At 29.4% G+C, this 24,056-nt stretch carries 23 protein-coding genes; 12 read left to right on the top strand and 11 right to left on the bottom strand.

The window, feature by feature from the left end; translation table 11 throughout:
* Positions 1-70: 70 nt before the first annotated feature.
* Genes L8W57_RS04035 through mog form a run of 6 tightly spaced genes read left to right on the top strand, consistent with a single transcriptional unit; the run spans position 71 to position 7,440 of the window.
* The gene (locus tag L8W57_RS04035) at positions 71-1,477 is read left to right on the top strand and encodes a COG3400 family protein (RefSeq protein ID WP_263662045.1); all 1,407 of its coding nucleotides are present in this window, start codon (positions 71-73) and stop codon (positions 1,475-1,477) included.
* Positions 1,478-1,484: 7 nt separating this feature from the next.
* Positions 1,485-2,543, top strand: a complete 1,059-nt coding sequence (gene aroB, locus L8W57_RS04030; protein WP_263662044.1) for a 3-dehydroquinate synthase — start codon at positions 1,485-1,487, stop codon at positions 2,541-2,543.
* Positions 2,540-4,069, top strand: coding sequence for a mechanosensitive ion channel family protein (locus L8W57_RS04025; RefSeq protein WP_263659670.1), 1,530 nt, complete (start codon positions 2,540-2,542; stop codon positions 4,067-4,069). Before aroB ends, L8W57_RS04025 begins: the two co-directional genes overlap by 4 nt.
* Positions 4,066-5,322, top strand: a complete 1,257-nt coding sequence (gene mtaB / locus L8W57_RS04020; RefSeq protein ID WP_133318946.1) for a tRNA (N(6)-L-threonylcarbamoyladenosine(37)-C(2))-methylthiotransferase MtaB — start codon at positions 4,066-4,068, stop codon at positions 5,320-5,322. Before L8W57_RS04025 ends, mtaB begins: the two co-directional genes overlap by 4 nt.
* Positions 5,312-6,910, top strand: a complete 1,599-nt coding sequence (locus L8W57_RS04015; protein WP_133318945.1) for an AAA family ATPase — start codon at positions 5,312-5,314, stop codon at positions 6,908-6,910. Before mtaB ends, L8W57_RS04015 begins: the two co-directional genes overlap by 11 nt.
* A 2-nt stretch (positions 6,911-6,912) precedes the next feature.
* Complete coding sequence (gene mog / locus L8W57_RS04010) at positions 6,913-7,440, top strand: molybdopterin adenylyltransferase (RefSeq protein ID WP_257928160.1); 528 nt, start codon at positions 6,913-6,915, stop codon at positions 7,438-7,440.
* A 12-nt stretch (positions 7,441-7,452) separates the two neighbouring features.
* On the opposite strand, the gene L8W57_RS04005 is transcribed toward mog, so the two are convergent.
* From L8W57_RS04005 to L8W57_RS03960, 10 genes are read right to left on the bottom strand one after another with little or no spacing between them, the layout of a single operon-like run.
* Positions 7,453-7,827 carry a rhodanese-like domain-containing protein gene (locus L8W57_RS04005; protein ID WP_263662041.1) on the bottom strand — a complete coding sequence of 125 codons (375 nt, stop codon included), beginning with the start codon at positions 7,825-7,827 and terminating at the stop codon, positions 7,453-7,455.
* A 2-nt stretch (positions 7,828-7,829) separates the two neighbouring features.
* Positions 7,830-8,162 carry a rhodanese-like domain-containing protein gene (locus L8W57_RS04000; protein WP_263662040.1) on the bottom strand — a complete coding sequence of 111 codons (333 nt, stop codon included), beginning with the start codon at positions 8,160-8,162 and terminating at the stop codon, positions 7,830-7,832.
* On the bottom strand, positions 8,159-9,988 hold the full coding sequence (gene htpG, locus L8W57_RS03995) for a molecular chaperone HtpG (protein WP_263662039.1): 1,830 nt from the start codon (positions 9,986-9,988) through the stop codon (positions 8,159-8,161). The genes L8W57_RS04000 and htpG overlap by 4 nt, the downstream gene beginning before the upstream one ends.
* Before the next feature lie 11 nt (positions 9,989-9,999).
* Positions 10,000-10,368 carry a fluoride efflux transporter CrcB gene (crcB, locus tag L8W57_RS03990; RefSeq protein ID WP_133318941.1) on the bottom strand — a complete coding sequence of 123 codons (369 nt, stop codon included), beginning with the start codon at positions 10,366-10,368 and terminating at the stop codon, positions 10,000-10,002.
* Positions 10,365-11,054 (bottom strand): lysophospholipid acyltransferase family protein, encoded by a 690-nt coding sequence (locus L8W57_RS03985; protein ID WP_133318940.1) that lies wholly within the window; start codon positions 11,052-11,054, stop codon positions 10,365-10,367. Before L8W57_RS03985 ends, crcB begins: the two co-directional genes overlap by 4 nt.
* Positions 11,032-12,237, bottom strand: a complete 1,206-nt coding sequence (locus tag L8W57_RS03980) for a hypothetical protein (RefSeq protein ID WP_243705620.1) — start codon at positions 12,235-12,237, stop codon at positions 11,032-11,034. The genes L8W57_RS03985 and L8W57_RS03980 overlap by 23 nt, the downstream gene beginning before the upstream one ends.
* Complete coding sequence (purQ, locus tag L8W57_RS03975) at positions 12,231-12,881, bottom strand: phosphoribosylformylglycinamidine synthase subunit PurQ (protein WP_263662037.1); 651 nt, start codon at positions 12,879-12,881, stop codon at positions 12,231-12,233. Before purQ ends, L8W57_RS03980 begins: the two co-directional genes overlap by 7 nt.
* A complete protein-coding gene (gene purS / locus L8W57_RS03970; protein WP_263662036.1) occupies positions 12,878-13,114 on the bottom strand; it encodes a phosphoribosylformylglycinamidine synthase subunit PurS in 237 nt (78 codons plus the stop codon). The genes purQ and purS overlap by 4 nt, the downstream gene beginning before the upstream one ends.
* Before the next feature lie 8 nt (positions 13,115-13,122).
* Positions 13,123-13,830 carry a phosphoribosylaminoimidazolesuccinocarboxamide synthase gene (gene purC, locus L8W57_RS03965; RefSeq protein ID WP_263662047.1) on the bottom strand — a complete coding sequence of 236 codons (708 nt, stop codon included), beginning with the start codon at positions 13,828-13,830 and terminating at the stop codon, positions 13,123-13,125.
* Between the two features lie 7 nt (positions 13,831-13,837).
* The gene (locus L8W57_RS03960) at positions 13,838-15,154 is read right to left on the bottom strand and encodes a S41 family peptidase (protein WP_318529479.1); all 1,317 of its coding nucleotides are present in this window, start codon (positions 15,152-15,154) and stop codon (positions 13,838-13,840) included.
* Between the two features lie 206 nt (positions 15,155-15,360).
* Here L8W57_RS03960 and L8W57_RS03955 point away from each other — a divergent pair, with 206 nt between their 5' ends.
* The 5 genes from L8W57_RS03955 to L8W57_RS03935 all read left to right on the top strand — a co-directional run bounded on the left by L8W57_RS03955 (position 15,361) and on the right by L8W57_RS03935 (position 22,189).
* Positions 15,361-17,934 carry an ATP-dependent Clp protease ATP-binding subunit gene (locus L8W57_RS03955; protein WP_263662035.1) on the top strand — a complete coding sequence of 858 codons (2,574 nt, stop codon included), beginning with the start codon at positions 15,361-15,363 and terminating at the stop codon, positions 17,932-17,934.
* A gap of 159 nt (positions 17,935-18,093) precedes the next feature.
* Positions 18,094-19,233 (top strand): hydrogenase small subunit, encoded by a 1,140-nt coding sequence (locus tag L8W57_RS03950; protein WP_133318935.1) that lies wholly within the window; start codon positions 18,094-18,096, stop codon positions 19,231-19,233.
* A gap of 2 nt (positions 19,234-19,235) precedes the next feature.
* On the top strand, positions 19,236-20,951 hold the full coding sequence (locus L8W57_RS03945; protein ID WP_133318934.1) for a nickel-dependent hydrogenase large subunit: 1,716 nt from the start codon (positions 19,236-19,238) through the stop codon (positions 20,949-20,951).
* Positions 20,952-20,966: 15 nt separating this feature from the next.
* Positions 20,967-21,659, top strand: coding sequence for a Ni/Fe-hydrogenase, b-type cytochrome subunit (gene cybH, locus L8W57_RS03940; RefSeq protein WP_133318933.1), 693 nt, complete (start codon positions 20,967-20,969; stop codon positions 21,657-21,659).
* Entirely contained in the window at positions 21,656-22,189 is a 534-nt protein-coding gene (locus L8W57_RS03935; RefSeq protein WP_133318932.1) for a HyaD/HybD family hydrogenase maturation endopeptidase, read from the top strand. Before cybH ends, L8W57_RS03935 begins: the two co-directional genes overlap by 4 nt.
* 22 nt (positions 22,190-22,211) lie before the next feature.
* Here L8W57_RS03935 and L8W57_RS03930 read toward each other — a convergent pair whose 3' ends face one another.
* The gene (locus L8W57_RS03930; protein WP_133318931.1) at positions 22,212-22,634 is read right to left on the bottom strand and encodes a PepSY-like domain-containing protein; all 423 of its coding nucleotides are present in this window, start codon (positions 22,632-22,634) and stop codon (positions 22,212-22,214) included.
* 126 nt (positions 22,635-22,760) lie between these two features.
* Here L8W57_RS03930 and gltX point away from each other — a divergent pair, with 126 nt between their 5' ends.
* A complete protein-coding gene (gene gltX, locus L8W57_RS03925; RefSeq protein WP_133318930.1) occupies positions 22,761-24,056 on the top strand; it encodes a glutamate--tRNA ligase in 1,296 nt (431 codons plus the stop codon).

Below are 24,056 nucleotides of genomic sequence, written 5' to 3'. Positions count from 1 at the left end.
GAAAAAATAAAAACTTTAAAATATAAACTATAACTTTGCTATAATTATACTTTATATTTTAGAGGTGTGAATGAATAAGATTTTATTACTAGCTGATGGACCTTTTGCGAAAGATTTTTTAAAGAAAATTTATAATAACAAAACCTTCAAAGAGTCTTTGAGTGTTGTGTATTATAATGATGATAGCGTAGACTTAGACTTAGAGAATGAACAAATTTCTTTTTTTAAATTTGATCCTACGAGTTTGATTAAGCTAGAAAATTTATTAAAAGAAAATTTTCATCAAGCTATTATTTATATGCAAGAAGAAGCAGATACATTAGCTTGCTATAAAAATTTAAGAAAATTATACCCAAGATTAAATATAGTTATTATGGATTTGTGGAATAGCCAAATTGATGATAATTTTTGTGAAGTAATTAATATTTATGATACTTTAAGTACAAGATTGACAGGTTGTTTGGATAATATGCCTTCAATGGCACAATTTATAGGGCTTGGACAAGGTGAGATTATGGAAGTTAAAATTCCTGCAGGATCAAGCTTTGCTTATAGGCACATAAGCTCTATTAGTCAAAAACGCTTTAAAATTGTAATGGTTTATAGAAATAATGAATTTATTCTGGCAAGACCTGGGCTTATTTTAATGCCAAATGATAGCATTTTAATCGTAGGTGATCCTAAAGTTTTGCAAAGTGTTTTTACTAATGTTAAAACAAGCTTAGGACGCTTTCCATCGCCTTTTGGAGATAATATACTTTGTATTATAGATATGAAAAAAATGAGTGAGTTTGCTATAGAAAAGCTTATTTTTGCAAGCTTGCTTTTGCATGTAAGAATCAATAGCAAAAAACTTTATTTTAAGGTGATTAATCCTACTTTAACTCCTATGTATTATAAACTTAAATCCTTGCATAAAAATAGCACTGAAGTGATATTTGACTTTGAAAGCACAAATATAAAAAACATTAAACCTTTTGTGGAAAATACTAGCATAGGTTTGCTAGTGGTGGAGGATTATCTTTTTGAAAAAGAAAAAAGTTTTCTTTTTACTTTAAAACTTCCTGTGTTAAAAGCAGGTAAAGGGGATTTTGCAGATTTAAAATCTTCTGTAGTTTTAAGTTCAAATTTTGAAGATGTAGAGGGTATTGCTTCTATTATGCTTGATTTTAACAAGCAAATTCAACTAGGCCTTGCCTTGTATTACTATGCTTTAAAATTAAATAAAGCCGAAATTTTTGAATATCATCAGTATTTTGAAAGCCTTTCAAAACTTCATGATGAAAAATTACTTTTGATAGAAGAAAAAGAACATAATCCTATCAATAAATTTTCTTACAAACAAAATATATTGCATTTTATACCATTTAATGAAAAAATTTTAGGAAACAATTTCAATAAAATTTTAAAAACGGATTTAAATACGATATATTATAAGATGAATAAAAATTATCAATTGTTTATACCATCATTGTGAGAAAAGAATGCAAGTTAAGGTAAATTTAGATAAAAATACAAGTTATAATGTCTATATAAATGAGTTAGAAAAATTAAATTTTGATACTAAAGTAGTGATTTTAACTAATGAATTAGTTGCAAAACTACATTTGGATACACTTTTGAAAAAAATTCATGCTAAAGAACTTTTTGTTATAAAAATCAAAGATGGCGAAGAGTATAAAAATTTACAAACTATAGAATATATCTTAGATCAAATGTGTACTTATAAGCTAGATAGAAAAAGCTTACTCATAAGCTTTGGTGGTGGGGTGATCTCTGATATGGGTGGTTTTGTAGCAAGTATATATCAAAGAGGGATAGAATTTATCAATATCCCAACAACTTTACTAGCTTGTGTGGATGCAAGTGTGGGTGGTAAAACCGGGGTGAATAATAAATTTGGTAAAAACTTAATAGGCACTTTTTATCAGCCAAAAGCAGTGTATTGTGAGAGTGAATTTTTAAAAACTTTACCTTCAAGAGAGCTAGCTGCGGGTATGGCTGAATTTATTAAAATGGCTGTGGTTTTTGATGAAGCAATTTTATCTTTTTTGGAAAATTTGGACGAGGATAAAATTTTTAATATTAAATTAGATGATATTATTTTAGCTCAAATCATCCAAAAAAGTATAGAACTTAAAGCTAATGTGGTTTCACAAGATGAAAAAGAAAGTGGCTTAAGAATGCTTTTAAATTATGGTCATACTTTTGCTCATGTTATAGAAAATCAAACAGGATATAAAAAGTACTTACATGGTGAAGCCGTGGCTATAGGTATGAACATGGCAAATATTCTAGCTTTAAATTTGGGGTTATTAAGCGAGCAAGAATGCCAAAGAGTACAAAAATTGCTTGTGAAATTTAAATTACCCATATCTTATAAAATTTCAAATATAGAAGAGTTTTATAATGCCTTTTTCTTAGATAAAAAAACACATTTTCAAAAGATTAATTTTGTTTTAGCTTGTGGTTTAGGAAAAGCTTGTATAAAAAATGATATATCTAAAGAAGATATTTTACACACTTTAGAGGTGTTTGCATGAAAAAAATTATATTGATTTTGCTCTTACCCTTTACATTACTTTTAGCGCAAGATGATATAGAGCATTTAGAACAAAAATTAAATGAATTACATAATAATTTAGCATATAATACTTGGATAATTAAATATAATAATTTTAACATTTACAGAAAAACTCAAGATGAAATTTTGGCTTTAGAAAAAGAAAGTTTAAAAGCTAATGAACGCAATAAAAGCATTATAGAAAGACAAATTTTAATTTTAAAAGAAAGACTAGAGCTTTTAAGTGAGTATAAAAGTGCAAATTTTTCTAAGATGGTTTTGGCACCTGAAGAAGTTGATAAAATAGATAAGCTAACTAATCCTTTAGCTATTATTTCAGCATACTCACATATAAAAAAATTAAGACGCGACAAAGAAGAATATGTCAATCTTTTAAATAGTTTTAAGCAAACTTTAGATGAGCTTATAAAAGAAAATGTTTTAGTAGCTGAAATAGCTAAATTATCTTCTAATAAAGAGCATGATGAATATTTAAAAATATCCAATCAGATGGTTAGAGATTTTTCACAAACTCTGCGTTTTGGAGAAATTTCTTATTCTGTGTATGAGAAAAAAATTCAAGAAGAGATTGAAAAAACGACAGCTTCAATTAAAATTCAGGGTGTAAGAGCTTTCAATATAGTTTTGGCTATTGTTATAGTTGTAGCCATAGCATTTTTACTCAAATTTATAGCTAGAAAATATATAGGTGATAATGATCGCTTTTATACAGCAAATAAAATCATTAATTTTATTAATATCAATGTAATTGTTTTAATCTTGCTTTTTGGATATATTGAAAATATTAGCTATTTAGTTACTGTGCTTGGTTTTGCTTCTGCTGGTTTGGCTATTGCTATGAAAGATATGTTTATGTCTATGCTTGGTTGGTGTGTGATAGTTTTTGGTGGAAGTTTTAGAGTGGGCGATAGGGTGAGAGTTTTTCAAAACAATACACATTATATCGGCGATATAATTGATATTTCGTTTCTAAGAATAACTTTGTATGAAGATATATCTTTACTAACTTATACAGATAATCGAAGAAGTGGTAGGATAATTTTCATACCAAATAATTTTATTTTTACCAATCTTATATCAAATTATACTCATCATGGGATGAAAACAATTTGGGATGGACTTGATATTACTTTAACTTTTGATTCAAATCATCAAAAAGCCTTAGATATAGTAGAAGAAATCGTTATAAAAGCTTCCAAAGGCTATACAAAAATTGCAAAAGAATCCATGAATAAATTAAGAAATGAATACAGCATTAGAAATCCTAAAGTAGAACCTAGGTTTTTTACATTTTTAGAAGGTTATGGTATGAGAATTTCTGCTTGGTATATGACAAATTCTTATGCGGCCTTGGTTTTAAGAAGTAATATAAGTAAAGAAATTATCAATGAATTTAATAAACATGATGATATAAAAATAGCCTATCCATCGCAAAATTTATATATGGCAAAACATGAATTTATAGAAAATAAGGAAGATATTTGAAAAAAAAGGTATATTTTAAAACTTTTGGTTGTAGAACTAATATTTATGATACGCAATTATTAAAAACTTATATTAAAGATCATATTGTCACACAAAATGAACAAGAAGCTGATGTGATAGTGATAAATTCTTGCACGGTTACAAATGGTGCTGATAGTGGGCTTAGAAGTTATATTAATAGTGTAAAAAAAAATGGAGTTAAGGTTATACTTACAGGCTGTGGTGCTGTAAGCAAGGGAAAGGATTTTTTTAATAAAAAAGAAATTTTTGGAGTTTTAGGAGCTTCTAATAAAGATAAAATTAACGAGTTAATCTCACAGGATAAAGCCTTTTATGAGCTTGGAAATTTACGCTTTATCGATACAAAAATCGTAAGTAATTATGAAAATCACACTAAAGCTTTTGTAAAAATTCAAGAAGGATGTGACTTTGCTTGTAGTTATTGCATAATCCCAAGTGTTAGAGGTAAATCAAGAAGCATGCCAAGCGAGGAAATAATAAAACAAATCAAACTTTTGGCTCAAAATGGTTATAGTGAAGTAGTTTTAACGGGTACTAATATAGGAAGTTATGGTTTAAAAGATAAAACTACACTTGGAAAATTACTGCAAGAAATAGGCAAGATTAATGGTATAAAAAGAGTAAGACTTGGGAGTTTAGAGCCTGCTCAAATTGATGAGAGTTTTAAAGAAATTTTAGATGAACCTTGGCTTGAAAAGCATTTACATATTGCCCTGCAACACACTCATGAGAAAATGCTACGCATTATGCGTAGAAGATCACACACGCAAAATGATTTAGCATTGTTTAATGAGTTAAATCAAAAGGGTTTTGCTTTAGGAACAGACTTTATCGTAGCACATCCTGGGGAAAGTGAGTTGATATGGCAAGAAGCTTTAGAAAATTTCAAACAATTTAAACTCACACATATTCATGCTTTTATTTTCTCACCACGCGATGGAACGCATTCTGCTTCTATGAGTGAGCGAATTAATGGTGATATAGCCAAAGAAAGATTAAATATTTTAAAAGATATAGTCGCACAAAATAATTATGAGTTTAGAAAAAACCAAAAAAATATTTTAGAAATTTTAGTCGAGAGTAAAAAAGATGGTTTTTATGAAGGCTATGATCAATTTTTTAATAAAATCAAAATTACAAGCAAAGAAGATATTGCTAAACAATGGATAAGTATTGAAAAATATGAATGCAAAGAAGATTGTAACTATTTAAGGTTAGAGGATGAAAAATAAAAAGATTATCTTGGCTTCATTTTTATTGCTTTGTGTTTTTATATTGATTGCATTTTTAAAAAATCAACCAGATTATATTAGCAAGGCTGCTTATGAAGAGCTTTTAGAACAAAATTTAATCCAAAAGGCTATAGTAGAAAATAATGAAATATTATTAAAAAGCAAAGAAGGAAATTTTTTAATCGCTAAAGATGTAGTGGATTTAAATGCTTTGTGGCAAAAAATTCCTTTAGAATATGCTAAAGATTATGATTTGAGTGAGTTTTTTTTGATATTTATTTTACTTGCTTTTCTCATAAGCTTTTTACTCTTTCTTAATAAAAAAAACAAAGATAGGCAAAATTTACTTTCTTTAGAAAAAAATATTTTAGAAAAAAATGAACAAAATAATACCATACAAGATGTAGTAAGTGAAGTTAAATTTAAAGATGTAGCAGGGGTTGATGAGGCTAAGGTGGAGCTTTTGGAAATCGTTGATTTTTTAAAAAATCCTCAAAAATATAAAGATTTTGGCGTGAAAATGCCAAAAGGCGTTTTGCTAGTAGGCCCTCCTGGAGTAGGTAAAACCTTGATAGCAAAAGCAGTAGCAGGTGAAGCTGGAGTGCCATTTTTTTATCAAAGTGGGGCTAGTTTTGTAGAAATTTATGTAGGTATGGGCGCAAAAAGAGTTAGAGAGCTTTTTTTAAAAGCTAAATCAAAAGCTCCAAGTATTATTTTTATAGATGAAATTGACGCAGTTGGTAAAAGTAGAGGGGATTTTTCCAATGTAGAAAGAGATAATACGCTAAATCAACTTTTAACTCAAATGGATGGATTTGAAGATAATAGTGGTGTTATAGTGATGGCTGCTACAAATAAAATCGACCTTATGGATAATGCGTTACTAAGATCAGGGCGTTTTGATAGAAGAATTTTTATATCTTTGCCTGATTTTAAAGATAGAATGCATATTTTGCAAAATTATATGAAAGAAAAAAAATCTAGCGTAGATTTAGAAAAAATTGCAAAAGCTAGTGTGGGTTTTAGTGGAGCTGCCTTGGAGACTTTAGTTAATGAAGCGGCTATTAATGCTATAAGAAGAAAATCAGATTTAATAGAAGAAAATGATTTTTTTGCAGTGCTTAATAAAGTTTTAATGGGTAAAAAAAAGATTTTTTCTCTAAGCGACAAGGAAAGAAAAATTCAAGCCACATATCAAGCAGCTAAAGCCTTGTGTGCTTTTTATTTTGATGTTAAATTTGAAAAAATTACCCTAATTGAAGATAGGTTTAAAGAATATGAAAATACTATCAAATCAAAATCAGAATTATTAAATAAAATAAAAGTTTTTTTAGCAGGTTCAGTTGCTATGGAGCTTATTTTTAATGAAAGTTACACTAATGCACAAAGTGATCTTTTAAAGGTTAAAGAATTGCTCGTTTTTATGGAAACTTTCGCCATGGCAAATGAGGGTTTATTACAAGAGCAAAAGCAAGAAGTGAAAGAATTTTTAGAATTAATGAAAGAAAAAGTAGTGAGATTAGCTAGTATTCTTTTAGAAAATGAAAAAATAGACAAACAAGATATAGAAAAAATCATAATGGAGTGAAAATGGTAAAAATAGGAATTTTAGTACTTTCAGATAGAGCAAGTAGCGGAGTTTATGAGGATAAATCCGGAGTAGAGATAGAAAAAATTTTAGATTCTTATATAAAAAATGAAAAAAGCTTTTATTATGAGCTAATTCCTGATGAGTATGATTTAATCATAGAAAAATTAGCTTATTTGGCAGATGAAGTAAAATGTGATTTGATTTTTACTACAGGAGGTACGGGGCCTGCTTTGCGTGATGTGACACCAGAGGCAACACAAGCAGTGTGTGATAAAATGCTTCCAGGTTTTGGGGAGTTAATGCGTGCAAAAAGCTTAGAATATGTACCAACGGCTATACTTTCAAGACAAAGTGCAGGTATAAAAGGAAAATCATTAATTATTAACTTACCGGGTAATCCAAAAGCTATAAGAGAATGTATTGAACCTATATTTCCTGCTATTCCTTATTGCGTAGATTTGATAGGTGGAGTTTATATTGAAAATAATGAAGAAGTAATTTCTGTGTTTAGACCAAAGAAAAAATAAGTCTAGTTAGACTTATTTTGAGGTTTCATAACCTTGTGATAAAAGTGCATTCATACCACCTTTTAAATCAGTAACTTCTATGCCATTTTGATCTAGTAAAGCAGAAGCCTTAGCACTTCTTGCTCCACTTCTGCAAACTATAGCGATAGGTTTTTTACTTGAAATCTTTTTAATTTCCTCGACGAAATTTTTATTTATACTGCCATCTTCATTGTAAAAGCTAATTTTAATGGCATTTTTTATAGTACCAGTTTGTACCCATTCACTAGGTTTTCTAACATCAATTACTTGATAATTTTCTAAAATTCCTGCGTTAATATCGATATTTTTAACTTCTGCTAAAACAAAACTAGTACAAAGCATTAAAGATAAAAATATTTTTTTCATAATCAACCTTCTTTTGTTGCTTCATAACCTTGTGATAAAAGCGCTACCATGCCACCATCTAAATTAGTACATTCTATACCTAGAGCATCTTCTATCATCATAGCAGTATGTTTGCTTCTTGAGCCTGTAGCGCACACAAAGGCTATATTTTTATTTTGATAATCTACTTTTTCTTTAAACTCTTGGATAAAGTTTTCATTCATAAAGCCATTATCATCGCAAAGTGCGATGAGTATAGCTTCTTTTATAACCCCATTTTTCCATTCGCTAGGAGTTCTTACATCTATAATGCAAAATTCGTGCAAAATATCTTTAGAAATAGCTATATTTTTCATTTTTCTAAAGCCTTGGAAACGATTTTACTTAAAGCATTGTTAAATTCGCTAGGGTTGTCTATACCCATACCTTCACTAAGCTTAGCCATATTTAAAAGAATATGTGCCATTTCATTAGCTAAAGTATCATTTTCTTTTAAGGCTTTTAAAATTTCATGATTAGGATTGATTTCAAGTATAGGTTTAACTTGCTGTTCTTGTCCCATTTGTTTAAGAATTTGTTGCATAGCAAAATCAGGTTTATTTTGATCATAAACAATACAACTTGGACTATTTGAAAGTCTTTGGCTAAGTTTTACCTCTTCAACTTCATCTTTTAAAACTTCTTTTATTTTGATGAGTAAGCTTGCAAATTCAGCCTTTTGTTCTTCGCTAGTTTCTTCACTAGCTAGATGGTTAATAGCGCTAAATTTTAAACCTTCAAATTCATTCATCATAGGCATAACTATGGTATCAATTTCCTCATCAAGTAATAAAACATTGATATTTTTTTGTTTATAGCTTTCAAGAAGCGGAGAATTTCTTAAAAGTTTTTCATTTTTTCCGCTAATATAAAAAATTTCATTTTGACCTTCAGCTAGGTTTTGTTTATACTCTTCAAGATCAATTAATTCTTCTTTATTTGAGTTTTTAAAATATAAAAGCTTAGCTATAGCGTCTTTATTTTCGCCAAAACCATATAAACCTTCTTTTAAAACTTTTCCAAAATTTTCATGGAATTTAAGATAATTTTCTTTATCTTTTTCTTTGAATTTTTTAAGTTCAGCTAGGATTTTTTTAACACTTGCTTCTTGAACGCTTTTTAAGATTTTATTTTCTTGTAAGATTTCACGACTAACATTAAGCGGTAAATCTTCTACATCAATAATCCCACGCACAAATCTTAGATAAGTTGGTAATAATTCTTTATCATCATCGCTTATAAAAACTCTTTTAACATAAAGTTTTAAACCACTTTTATAATCTACTCTATAAAGATCAAATGGAGCTTGTGCAGGTATAAAGAATAAAGAATTGTACTCTATAGAACCTTCAGCTTTTGTGTGGATATAAAGCATAGGTTTGTTTGAATCATGGAAGTTTTGTTCATAAAATCTTTCATAATCCTCAGCTTTTAAATTTGCTTTATTTTGTCTCCATAAGGCACTTGCTGTATTAATTTGAGTGTTTTTTAATTCTTTTTTAGGTTCTTTTTCACCTTCTTCTAGTGGTAAATATTCTTCTTTTTCCATGAAAATAGGAAATTGTATATGATTTGAATATTTTTCTACTATGCTTTCAATGCGGTATGAGTTTAAAAACTCTTCATCTTTTAAATGCAAGGTTATGCAAGTGCCTTGTTCATCTTTATTTGCATCTTCTATTTCATAGCCACTAGCATCAGAAGTCCAAAGATAAGCTTTATCATCTAATGCTTTTTTGCTTAAAACTTCTATTTTAGAAGCTACCATAAAAGCAGAGTAAAAGCCTACACCAAATTGTCCTATAAGTTGAGAGTCTTTTTTGGCATCACCACTTAAGTTCTCTAAAAAGCTTTTTGTGCCACTTTTAGCAATGGTTCCAAGATGATTGATTAAATCGTCTTTATTCATACCTATACCATTATCACTTATAGTTAAGGTTTTTGCTTCTTGATTGAAATTAATTTGAATTTTTGGCTCAAATTTTAAATTTTTATAAGCATCATCACTCACGCTTAAATAACTAAGTTTATCAAGTGCATCACTTGCATTAGAAATAAGCTCTCTTAAAAAAATTTCTTTGTTAGAATACAAAGAATGAATCATAAGTTGTAAAAGTTGATTAACTTCAGTTTGAAATTGCATTTATATCTCCTTTATTTAAAAATTAAAAAACCAATCCATACTGCCAAAAGACAAAGGATAACATTTAAAATAATATTTATAAAAAAGTGAAAATAATCACCATTTTGCAAAAATAACAAATTTTCATAAGAAAAAGTTGAAAAAGTTGTAAAGGCACCCAAAAAACCAGTGCTAATTAAATTTTTAGTAAAAATATGCACACCTTTAGAATTTGCATAAGAAAAAAATAAACCTATTAAAAATGATCCTATTATATTGACCATTAATGTCCCATAAGGAAAGTTATGAGGAATGATTTTATTAAAAAAGTTGCTAGTAAGCATTCTGGATATGGCCCCTAAAAAGCCTCCAAAACCTACAGCTAAAATCGTACCAATCAAGCTTGTGACCTTTCGCTATCTAAGATTGTTTGCATTTTTTCTCTAGTTTGCTCAAGCCAATCATCTTTACTTGTATCAACAAGATCTAGAAATACCACTTTTAAAACACCACTATTTGCGCTAAAATTTTGGGTGTCTAAAATTTTAGCTGAATCAATAATTACCACAGGCTGGACTTTTAACTTAAGTTTTTCACTTAAAATTTTAGCTCCGACTTTAAATTTTAAAAGTTTTTGTGTTTTAGATCTTGTGCCTTCTGGAAAAATGGCTAAAATTCTATCCTCGTTTAATCTTTCTTTGGCTTCTTTTAAAAGCTTTACTAGGCCTTTTGGACTTCTATCTATACAAATAATTTTTGGTTTTTTAATCAAAGTTTTAAAAACAGGGAGTTCGCCTAGTTCTTTTTTAGCTATCCAAGATATATTTTTTGGGCATAAATCTTCCAAAACAACTATATCTAGCAAGCTTTGATGATTGATTAAAAGCAAATTAGCTTGAGGGTGTATAAAACCTTGGGTTTGAATTTTATAGTTTATTACATATTTTTGCAGTTTTGACCATACTTTTCTGATTTTCCAAATTTTTTCTTGCGATTGCAATAATAAAAAGGCAATACATAAAAATATAATAGATAAAATAAATTCTACCCAAAATATTAAAGCTTTAAATCTTTGATAAATCTTCACTTTTCACCCAGCCTATTTTTCCATTATTAAATAAAATTTTTCTGTATTCATCTCTTGAATCTAACACTTCTACTTCTTGTTTGTATTTCCCAGAATAAAAATGAGTTGAGTTTAGAGTTGGTAAAATTTGCACTTTACTTTCAGCTTTTAATATAGCTTTATATATGTTATTTTGAGCTAAAAAACTTGCTATTAGAGCCAAAATTGCCAAACCTAAAGCTGTGTAGCTTTTTTTAAATACAAACCATAAAGCGAAAATACCACACAAGCTCCATAAAAAAACTTGTTTGTAAAAATTAAAATCATTAGTTTTTGGATTTAAATCACTTTGTGTACTTATACTATCTTCTTTAAGTTCTATTTTTAAGGAAAAATCTTTTAATTCTTTAGAATTTAAATTAAAGTAAGAAAAATCAAAACGCGTTTTACTTTTATCTAAAATAGCATAATAAAATCCACTTTGTTTTTCAAAATCGCCTTTAATAGCCTCTACACCTTGTTTTTGGATATCTTTTATGTTAAAACTTGCTAGATTTGTGTTTTCTCCCGCAAGTTCTATAAATAAAATTATACTATCATTATCAAAACTACTCGCTTTTACTTGTTTAACTTCCAAATTGCTTGCAACTATATGTGAGTATTTATTAGAAGGAGCATCGATTTTTTTAAGTTTAATGGGCTTTATAATTAATGATGAGCTTTGAAAAATATGATCATTTCTACTTAATGAAACGATGATTTTGTTTAAACTAGCATTTAAACTTTTAGCTTCAAACCATAATTTTGTATGATATGAATTAGCCTTTTGTTCCCAAATAGGATTAGGATTGATCCAAAGCATATCATCACTTTTTTCAAAACTCACATTTAAATCAAAACTCACATTAGTTGTGGTAATAACCTCAAGATCTATAGCAAAAGCTTCATCTATGAAAGCTTCATCAGTGTATTCTTTTGCGTTTAATACTAAAGAACCTTGAGGGATGAAATTTTCATCATCGATTTTACTTTCATAATTACTCTCATCACTTGGAGCGATGGTTTGATAAATTTGCTTAGCTTGATCATCTAATTGATTGTAATTTTTTTCTAAAGTGTTATAATCTTCAAAAACACTATTTTCTTGAGCATATAAGTTAAAAGTTAGTAAAAAAAGACAAAAAAATTTGAAGATTTTTAGCAATTTAAAAATCCTTCAAACATTTTAAGTCCTACTTTTGATCCAAGAATATCATCGCACATTCTTTCAGGATGTGGCATTAATCCAAAGACTTTTTTATTTTCATCGCAAATTCCTGCTATATCGTTTAAAGAGCCATTTGGATTGTTGATATATCTTAGTAAGATCATATCTTTATCTTCTAGCATTTTAATACCATCTTCGCTATTAAAATAATTTCCTTCTCCATGGGCAATAGGTAATTCTATGATATCATTTTTTTGAAAATTTTTCAAAAAAGCATTATTATTTGATACTACTTGCAATGCTTGCATTTTAGAAATAAAACTTAAACTATTGTTATGTTTCATAGCTCCTTTTAAAAGTTCAAGTTCTAATAAAATTTGAAAGCCGTTACATATGCCTAGAACATATCCACCCTTTTGAACATGCTCTTTAAGTGTTTTTATAGCAGGAGCAAGTTTTGCAATAGCAGCACATCTTAAATAATCTCCATAAGAAAAACCTCCAGGTAATACGATTAAATCTGCACTAAAATCTTGTCTTTCATGCCAAATGATTTCAGTTTTTACCCCTAATTTTTCAAAGGCATAAGCTGTATCAAACTCACAATTAGTTCCAGGAAAACGAATAATAGCTACTTTCATAATATTATCTCATAATCTTCTATCACAGTATTTGCAAGTAATTCTTTACACATTAAATCAACTTGTTTAAAAGCTTCTTCTTCATCATCACAAGCTATATCAAAACTAATTTGTTTTGAGGTTTTAACATTTGCAATATTATTAAAATCCAAAGAATACAAAGCCTTTTCTATGGCTTTGCCTTGAGGATCTAAAACCCCATTTTTGAGTGTGATATTTATAGTTACTTTCATTATTTTTCCTAACTTAAAATTCTTTTTAAGACTTCTTTGTAAGCCATTTTTATATTACCCAAGTCTTGTCTAAAGCGATCTTTGTCTAATTTTTCATTAGTTTTGCTATCCCAAAATCTACAGCTATCAGGACTAATTTCATCAGCTAAGATCATATTTCCTTCATTATCAATACCAAATTCTAATTTAAAGTCAATCAATCTTAAACCTTTAGATTCAAAGAATTTTACTAGAATAGAATTGATATGTCTTGCGGTATTTTTGATTAATTCTAAATCTTTTTCACTTTTTACTAGATTTAAAATCAAACAATGCTCATCATTGATGATAGGATCACCTAAATCATCATTTTTATAACAAAACTCAACTACAGCAAAAGGTAAAATCGTGCCTTCTTTAATGCCTAATCTTTTTGTTAAAGATCCTGTAGCTACATTTCTAGTAATAACTTCAATGGGTATAATATTACATTTTTTAACAATTTGTTCTTTTTCGCTGATGGTTTCTACTAGATGGGTTTTAATGCCTTCTTTTTCTAAGAGATGAAAAATTTCAGTACTAATTTTACAATTTAATGCACCTTTTCCTGCTTCATTACCCTTTTTTTCTGCATTAAAAGCTGTTAAATCATCTTTAAATTCTGTGATGAGCAAATTCTCATCATCAGTTTTAAACATTTTTTTACCTTTTCCTTCATATAAAAGATCTAATTTCATAGCCATTTTACTCTCCTTTTGTAATGTTTAAAATTTTAATCGCATCTATTGCGGTTTTTAGTTGTATGTCATTATTAATTTGTTCTTTGGTAATGATATTTTTATCTTCTTTGTTGTCTTTTTTCTTTTCTTGATGTCCGATTTTATCTAGTTCAGCTTGTAAGTGTTTTTTAAGATCACTTTCTTTGATTTCAAAGCCGTGATTTTCTTCTTTACTTACTTTTCCTGGAAATACTTCTATATCAGGATTAACTCCAACAGCTTGTATAGTTCTACCACTTGGTAAATAATATTTTGCTATAGTAAGTCTCAAGCCTTCTTTGCCTTTTTCATCCATAGGTAATATAAGTTGCACACTACCTTTTCCAAAGGTTTTTTCTCCTATGATAATAGCGCGTTTAAAATCCTGCAAAGCCCCACTTACAATCTCGCTTGCACTTGCACTACCACCATTTACAAGCACTACTAAAGGTGCATTGGTGATTTTTTTACTAGGATTTGCTTTAAATTCTACATTCTCGCTTTCAATTTTACCTTTTTGTGAAACGATTACTCCTTTATCTACAAAAAGATTTACTAAACCCACTGCTTGATTTAAAATACCGCCTGGATTGGTTCTAAGATCTAGTATAATTCCTTTTGTATTAGAATGTTTTTTGATCGCTTTACTAGCTTCATCTACAACATTTTTATCAAAATTAGTCACTCTTAAATAAAGTAAATTTTCATTTTCAATTAATTTTGTATAAACACTATCTACTTTTATGATATCTCTTTTTAAATTTACATCAAATGGCTTTGCATCGCCTTTTCTATAAATAGTTAGAGTAACCTTTGTTTTAGGCTCTCCACGCATTTTAGAAACAGCTTCATTTAAAGTCATACCTAAAGTCGATTCATTATTAATTCTTAAGATAATATCATCAGTTTTAATACCTGCTTTATCCGCTGGACTTCCTTCTATAGGAGCTACAACACTAATTGCTCCATCTTTTTGGGTAATAGTAAAGCCAAGTCCACCAAATTCCCCATTAGTTTGTTCTTTAAGTTCTTTATAACCTTTTTCATCTAAGAAGGAAGAGTGGGCATCTAAATTTGTAAGCAAACCTGCTATGGATTTATCAACCAAATCTGTATAATTAACATCATCAACATAATATTGTTCTATGATAGACATAGTTCTTGTAAGTTTAGATAAAGCTTCTATTTTTTTTTCTGCTTCGCTAGGAGCGGGATTTTTAGCTTGCAAGTTAGTAAAAATAAAAGAAGCGGTTATTAAACTACAAATGCTAGCTGCGATAATAAGATTTCTTTTTGTCTTCAAAGGAAAAACTCCAAAATAAATATGAATTCATAAAATAATTATCTAATTTTAGTTATTTTTGCTTAAAAAATCGTAAATAAAGTAAATATTTTTATGATATTAGTGTATATATATAAAAAATTATTTATAAATATAACTAAATAAACTTGACAATAATAGACTAAAGTTATATAATACACTTCATATAAAAGTAAAAAGGAGTAAAAATGGCAAATATACAAGATTTTTTAACAGATTCTATGCTTTCAAATATAGAAAGTGCAATTTCTTTGGCCATTCATTCTAAGAATAGTGAAATAAAACCTTTGCATTTATTATGGGCTTTAAGTGTTGATAGCTCCAGTTTGCTTAATCAAGTTTTTAATAAATTAAATGTTTCTAAAGAGGCATTTGAGTTAGAAGTAAAAAGTAAAATTTCATCTTTTCCTACTAGCTCAAATGTAAATAAAGACAATATTAAATTTTCAAATGAATTTATTAATTCTTTAGAAAAAGCAAAAGGCTTGGCTTTAGAAAATAAAGATAGCTATTTAGCTGTGGATATGTGGCTTGTTTCAGAAAGTGCTAGCGGGGTTATTAAGGAACTTTTGTCTAAATTTGTAGATTTAAATGAGTTTAAAAAAGAATTAGAATTCATTAGAGCAGGAGCTAAAATAGAAACTAAAACAAGTGATGAAACACTTGATTCTTTATCTAAATTTGGTATTGATTTGACTATGAAAGCTAAAAACAATGAGCTTGATCCTATTATAGGTAGGGAAGAAGAAATTCAAAGATTAATGCAAATTTTAATCAGAAAAACTAAAAATAATCCTATTTTATTAGGTGAGCCAGGGGTAGGAAAAACTGCTGTGGTGGAAGCTTTAGCACAAAGGATAGTAAAAAAAGATGTTCCTACTTCGTTGCAAAATAAAAAAGTTATAGCTTTAGATATGAGTGCTTTAATAGCAGGGGCAAAATACAGAGGTGAATTTGAAGATAGATTAAAAGCAGTTGTAAATGAAGTAATAAAACATAAGAATGTAATTTTATTTATAGATGAAATTCACACCATTGTAGGTGCAGGTGCAAATGAAGGGAGCATGGATGCAGCAAATATTTTAAAACCTGCTTTAGCAAGAGGTGAGCTTCATACTATAGGTGCTACAACCTTAAAAGAATATAGAAAATATTTTGAAAAAGATGCAGCTTTACAAAGAAGATTTCAGCCTGTAAATGTAGCTGAACCTAGTGTAAATGAAGCTTTGGCTATGCTTAGAGGTATAAAAGAAAAATTAGAAATTCATCATAATGTAACTATTAATGATAGTGCTTTAGTGGCAGCTGCAAAGCTATCTAAGCGTTATATAGCTAATAGATTTTTACCTGATAAAGCGATTGATTTAATTGATGAGGCTGCAGCGGAATTAAAAATGCAAATAGAAAGTGAGCCAAATTCTTTAAGAAAGGTTAGAAAGCAAATTGAAAGTTTGGAAGTAGAAAATGAAGCTTTAAAAATGGAAGAAAATGAAGCTAATGAAAAAAGATTGGAAGAGATTAAAAAAGAATTAGCAAATTTAAAAGAAGAGCAAATCAAACTTAATGCCAAATTTGAAAATGAAAAAGCAGTATTTAATGGCATAAGTGCAAAGAAAAAAGAAATCGATACTTTAAAAAATGAAGCTATTTTGGCTAAAAATAAAGGAGATTTTCAAAAGGCTGCTGAAATAGAATATGGCAAAATTTTAGAGTGCGAAAAAGAGGTTTTAAATTTAGAAGAAAAATGGAAACAAATGACCCAAGAAGGAGTTTTGCTTAAAAATCAAGTAGATGAGGATTTAGTAGCTGGTATTTTAAGTAAATGGACAGGCATTAGTGTGCAAAAAATGCTCACTTCTGAAAAACAAAAATATTTACATATTCAAGAGTATTTACAAGAAAGCGTCATAGGGCAAGATGAGGCTTTGAGTGCTTTAGCTAAAGCTATTAAGCGTAACAAAGCAGGGTTAAATCAAGCAACTAAGCCTATAGGAAGCTTTTTATTTTTAGGGCCAACTGGAGTAGGTAAAACAGAAAGTGCGAAGGCTTTGGCTAAATTTTTATTTGATGATGAAAAAGCTATGGTGCGTTTTGATATGAGTGAATTTATGGAAAAACACAGTATATCAAGACTTTTAGGTGCACCTCCAGGATATATAGGGCATGAAGAAGGTGGGGAATTAACTGAAGCTGTTAGAAGAAAGCCTTATAGTGTGATTTTATTTGATGAAGTAGAAAAAGCCCATAAAGATGTATTTAATATACTTTTGGGAATTTTAGATGATGGTAGGGCTACAGATAGTAAAGGCGTAACGATTGATTTTACTAATACTATCATTATCTTAACTTCTAATATAGGTGCAAATTTTATTATGGAGTTAAAGGGCGAAGAAAAAGAAAAAGCTATTAAAGAAGCTCTTAGAAACTTTTTTAGACCGGAGTTTTTAAATCGTTTAGATGATATTATCACTTTTAACCCTTTGGGAGAAAGTGAAGCTAAAAAAATAGTTAAATTACTTTTTAATACCTTGCAAAAAAGTCTTGAAAATAGGGGTATTAAAGCAAGCTTGAGTGATAATGCTGCTAGTTTAATAGCAAAAGTTGGTTTTGATGTAGATTTTGGCGCAAGACCATTAAAAAGAGCTTTGTATGATATGGTAGAAGATAAATTAAGTGATATGATATTATCGGATGAATTAAATGAAAATGATGAGATTATTATAGATTCTAAAGATGATGAAATCATCATTGTTAAACAATAAGCAAGTGTAATACTTGCTTATTTAGAGTAAAATTATCTTAATAATACTAAATTGTAAATACTTCGTATATTTGATTAAAAAATTATCATTTTTTATCTATTCTTAACAATAAATATTTTAAAATCTTTAATGATATTTCTATAATTTAAGGAACAACAAATGAGTGATTTAGATATTTTTAATCGCCGTTTAGACGCATTAGAAAAACTTCCTCTTTTGAAAAATGAGATTTCTATCTCTAAAGCCTTAGAGCAATCAGGTTTTTCAAGAAGAGATTTTATGAAATGGGCTAGTGCTATGACTGCATTTTTAGCATTACCTGCTAGCTTTACTCCAGTAGTTGCAAGAGCTGCTGAGCTCAGTGATAGACTTCCAGTGATTTGGCTTCATATGGCTGAATGTACAGGATGTTCTGAAAGTTTATTAAGAAGTGATGCTCCTACCATTGATAGTTTGATTTTTGATCATATTTCTTTAGAATATCATGAAACTATAATGGGTGCTGCAGGTTGGCAAGCTGAACATAATCTTGAAGCTGCTATGGAAAAATATAAAGGTAGATATATCTTAATGGTAGAAGGTGGTATACCAACAGGTGCTACAGAAAACTTTTTAACTATAGGACCACATGGAAAAACAGGAAGACAATTAGCAGAACAAGCCTGTAATGATGCTTTAGCTATTTTTGCTATAGGTACTTGTTCGGCTTTTGGTGGTATCCAAGCTGCTAGACCTAATCCAAGCAATGCTGTAAGCTTAAGTAAAGTAACAAATAAAACAGTTATTAATGTACCAGGTTGTCCTCCAAGTGAAAAAAATATTATAGGTAATGTGATTCATTACATATTGTATCAAACATTGCCAGCACTTGATGCCTACAATAGACCAAAATGGGCTTATGGGTTAAGAATTCATGATCTTTGTGAAAGAAGAGGACGCTTTGATGCGGGTGAATTTGTGCAACAATTTGGTGATGAGGGAGCAAAAAAAGGATATTGTCTTTATAAAGTAGGTTGTAAAGGCCCTTATACTTTTAATAATTGCTCAAGAGAGAGATTTAATCAACATACTTCATGGCCAATCCAAGCAGGACATGGTTGTATAGGCTGTTCTGAACCTGATTTTTGGGATACTATGGGACCTTTTGAAGAAGTGATGGCAGGAAGATTATTTGATACTGTTTATGGCTTGGGTGCTGATAGCATTTCAGATAAAATTGGTATAGGTGTGCTTTGTGTAACAGGCGTAGCTGTTGCTGCGCATGCTGTAATTGCTTCATTAGAAAAAAATAAGGATTAAAAATGTCAAAAAGAATTATTATAGATCCACTTACTAGAATAGAAGGACATTTAAGAGTTGAAGTAGTGGTTGATGAAAATAATGTCATTAAAGAAGCATATTCAGGATCGACTTTATGGAGAGGGATTGAAACTATTGTAAAAGGTCGTGATCCAAGAGATGCAGGCTTTTTAACTCAAAGAATTTGTGGTGTTTGTACTTTTTCACATTATAGAGCAGGGATTATCGCAGTAGAAAATGCTTTAGGTATTACTCCGCCACTAAATGCAGTTTTAACTAGAACTTTAATGAATGCAGCTTTATACATGCATGATCATCCTGTACATTTTTATCAACTTCATGGTCTTGATTTTGTTGATGTTGTAAGTGCTTTAAGTGCTGATGTAAAAAAAGCAAGTGATGAAGCATTTAAATATACTGATATGCCTTATGCAACAGGTGCAGATAAGCTTTTAGAAGTTCAGCAAAGACTAAAAATCTTTGTAGATAAAGGAAATCTTGGACCATTTGCAAATGCTTATTATGGACACGCAACTTATCGCTTTACTCCTGAGCAAAACCTTATTGCACTTTCGCATTATTTAGAATGTTTAAGAATTCAAAGAACAATAGCTCAAGCTATGGCGATTTTTGGTGCTAAAAATCCTCATCCACAAAGTTTAACAGTAGGTGGTGTAACTTGTGTTATGGATCTTTTAAACCCATCAAGAATGGCTGAATATATGACTAAATTCCAAGAAGTAGCTGATTTTATTAATCGTGCTTATTATCCGGATTTAATCATGGCAGCTAAAGCTTACTCTAAAGAAGCAAGTGTATTAAATGATGTAGGGGTAAATAACTTCTATACTGAGAGAGAATTCCAAATTTCAAGTGATGAATGGTTGTTTGAAGGTGGTATTATTAGAAATGGTGATTTGAGTAAGGTTGAAGAAGTAGATGAAGCTAAAATCACTGAAGAGGCTACAAGATCATGGTATGCAGACAATGAAGCTTTACATCCTTATGATGGTAAAACTAATCCAAACTATACAGGCTTAATTGATGGTGAAAGCATTGATGATAAAGGTAATATGGTTCATAGTAAGGTATTTGATATTAAAGGCAAATATAGCTGGATTAAAGCTCCAAGATATGAAAATTCGCCTATGCAAGTTGGGCCATTAGCAAATATTTTAGTAAATTATGCTAAGGGTAATAAAATTGTAGTAGAAGCGGTTGATTCTTTCTTAAAAGCTACGAATTTACCAGTTCAAGCACTTATGAGCACTTTAGGAAGAACAGGCGCTAGAGCAATTGAAGCTAAAATTATTGCTGATCATGGTTTAAAAGCATTTGATTCTTTGGTTGAAAATTTAAAAACAGATGAAAGCACTTGTACTACTTATGTAATTGATAAAAACAAAGAATACAAAGGTAGATTTATGGGAAGTGCACCTCGTGGTGCGTTAAGCCATTGGTGTAGGATTAAAAATGGTGTAATTGAAAATTGGCAAGCAGTAGTTCCTTCTACTTGGAATGCAAGTCCAAAAGATGCAAATGGAGTAGGTGGTAGCTATGAACAATGTCTTATTGGTATGAAACTAGCTGATGTTAAACAGCCTTTAGAAGTAATAAGAGCTATTCACTCTTATGATCCTTGTATAGCATGTGCAGTACATGTAATGGATACTAAAGGTAATAATCTTAGCGAGTATAAAGTTAATGTAAATTTATAAGGAAAGGACTTTAGTATGGATTCTAAACATTCCTTAAAATCAAACAGAAAGGCTGAATACGAATTTAGTATCGGTCTTCGTTTTACACATTGGTTAAGAGCGGTTGCAATCGTGATTTTAGTGGGAACTGGATATTATATTTCTTATGTATTTCAAGCTCCTTCTATTTCATCTGAACCGACTTTATTTATGCAGGCAAAATACCGCATGGTGCACCAAATTTTTGGTTTTATCTTAATAGCTTGTGTGATTTTTAAAACATATTTGTTCTTTTTTGATTCAAAAAGTGATGGTGAGAGAAAGAGTATAAAAGATATTTTTAATGTAAAATTATGGATAGAGCAAATTAAATTTTACATTTTCCTAGGAAAGCACCCGCATTTACAAGGTGTATATAATCCTTTGCAATTTGTAACTTACCTTTTCTTTTATCTTGTTATGTTTGGGCTTATTTTGACAGGATTAATCCTTTATATGCATGTATATCATGAAGGCTTGGGTGGATTTTTATATAATATTTTAAGACCTATTGAGGTAATGTTAGGTGGATTGGCTGATGTTAGAACCTATCATAGAATTTTAATGTGGGTTGTGTTGATTTTTGTTCCAGTGCATATTTATATGGCTGTATTTAACTCAGTTAAAGGTAAAGATGGTGCTTTAGATGCTATCTTTAGCGGTTATAAATTTGTAAGAGAAAATCGTTGAAACTTCTAGTTTTAGGTATTGGTAATATTATGTTTGCAGATGAGGGCTTAGGCGTTCATCTTTGCAAACTTTTAGAAAAAAATTATAAGTTTTATCATGAAAAAGACTCGGTGAGTTTTGTAGATGGTGGAACTTTGGCTTTACAACTTAGCTATATTATAGCCGAATATGATGAAATGATTGTGATTGATTGTATTGCAGCAGATGATGCTAAGATTGGAGATATTTTTTTCTTTCCTTATGATGCAATGCCAAAAAAAGTTAATTGGAGTGGTAGTGCGCATGAGGTTGAAATGCTTCAAACTTTACAATACATGGAACTTATGGGAGATTTACCTAAAACTCAAATTTTAGCTTGCGTACCAAAGCGTATAGAGCCATTGAGTTTTGAACTTTCAAAAGAAGTCTTAAATGCTTTAGAAAAAATGGAGAAAATTTTACTTGATTTTTTAGAGAAAAAAGGCTTTACTTACAAGAGAATTGCTAATTATAATATACAAGAGCTTGCTCTAAATTCTTATAAAAGCTAAGCAAAAAAGCTTAGCTTAAATTCTAATCATCAAATTTTTGTCCCAAGAAATTTCCATTTACATCAGTATAAATTTCCATCATATTATTAAGTTTGAATTTATAACCTTGAATTTCTTTTTCAACTTTAATTATACTTGCATTTGGGTGCATTTTTTTAATCGTTGCTAAAACATTTGGACTTAAAAAAGAAGTATCAATTGGTCTGTATTTTGCATCGATTTCTTTCCAATCTCCATTGATAAAAAACTCAAGCTCAGTTCCATTGTCTAAATAAACATCAAAGCTATCAATATCTTGTTTAACTAAAGCAATATTTGAACCTGTAAAATGTTTTTGTATGAAATTTTTAGAATTTGCTGGTAAAGCATTAACTCCTACAATCATATCTTGTGCAAAAACAAAACCTGCAGTAACTAATGTTGCTAAAGCTATTTTTAATTTCATTTTTTATCCTTTATGTTGAATTATTTATGAAATCATATTGCTATTGAGTGAATTTTGTGTGAACTTAAAAGAAATAGCAAGTATTTAATTGTATAATGATAAAAAAGTTTTTTAAAAGGATAAATAATGTATAGGTTTGCACCATCGCCTACTGGAGATATGCATATTGGAAATTTAAGAGCAGCTTTATTTAATTATATTAAAGCAAGACAAGAAAATTCTGATTTTATTTTGCGTATTGAAGATACGGATAATGCTAGAAATATAGCTGGAAAAGAAGAAGAAATAAAAGCTATTTTAAAAGAATTTGGTATAACTTGGCAGCATTATTATGTACAAAGTGAGAATTTGAAATTTCATCGTCAAATGGCTTTAAAGCTAGTAAGTGAAAAAAAAGCATTTGCTTGTTTTTGTACTGAGGATGAATTAGCTCATAAAAAAGAACTAGCTAAAAGTAAAAATCAAGCATATAGATACGATGGTACTTGTGAAAAACTTGCAGATATTGATGTATTAAATTGTGAAAAACCTTTCGTAATCCGTCTTAAAAAACCTCAATCGCAAATGAAATTTATAGACTATATTAAAGGTGAGATTGGTTTTAATCCTGAAGATATTGATAGTTTTGTGATTATGAGGGCTGATAAAACCCCAACTTATAATTTTGCTTGTGCGGTTGATGATATGCTAGAAGGTGTTACTTGTATTATAAGGGGCGAAGATCATGTTTCAAATACTCCTAAGCAAGAACATATTAGAGCAAGTTTGGGTTATGATAAAAGCATGACTTATGCACATTTGCCTATCATTTTAAATGAAGAAGGTGTTAAAATGAGCAAAAGAGAGGCTCATTCTAGTGTAAAATGGATGCTTGATAATGGATATTTAGCAAGTGCTATTGCAAATTATTTAATACTTTTAGGTAATAAAACTCCGAAAGAGATTTTTACTTTAGAAGAAGCCATAGAATGGTTTGATTTGAAAAAAGTTTCAAAATCTCCTGCAAGATTTGATACTAAGCGTTTAATGCAAATTAACCGTGAGCATATAAAAATGCTTGATAATGATAAATTAAATTCTTTATTAAATTTAGGCAAAGATGTAGCTGAGCTTGCAAAATTTTATACTCAAGAAGCTAGCACGCTAAATGAGATAAGAGAAAAAATACAAGCAATTTTTGCAGTTAAAAATTATAATGAATTTGAAAAAGAATGTAAGTTGATTAAAGAAGTTTTAAAAGATTTAGATTTACCTCAAGAATATGATGAGTTTAAAAAGATTTTGATGGAAAAAACAAATTTAAAAGGTAAAAATTTCTTTATGCCTTTGCGTTTGGTATTAACAGGAGTTACTCACGGACCTGAAATGAGTGAAATTTATACTTTAATTAAGCCTTTTGTTAAAGAAATTATAAAGGAGTAA

The organism is Campylobacter sp. IFREMER_LSEM_CL1890 (assembly GCF_025772045.1).
In the GTDB taxonomy this organism is placed as follows: Bacteria; Campylobacterota; Campylobacteria; order Campylobacterales; family Campylobacteraceae; genus Campylobacter_D; species Campylobacter_D lari_D.
This window is presented reverse-complemented; position numbering and strand designations above follow the sequence as displayed.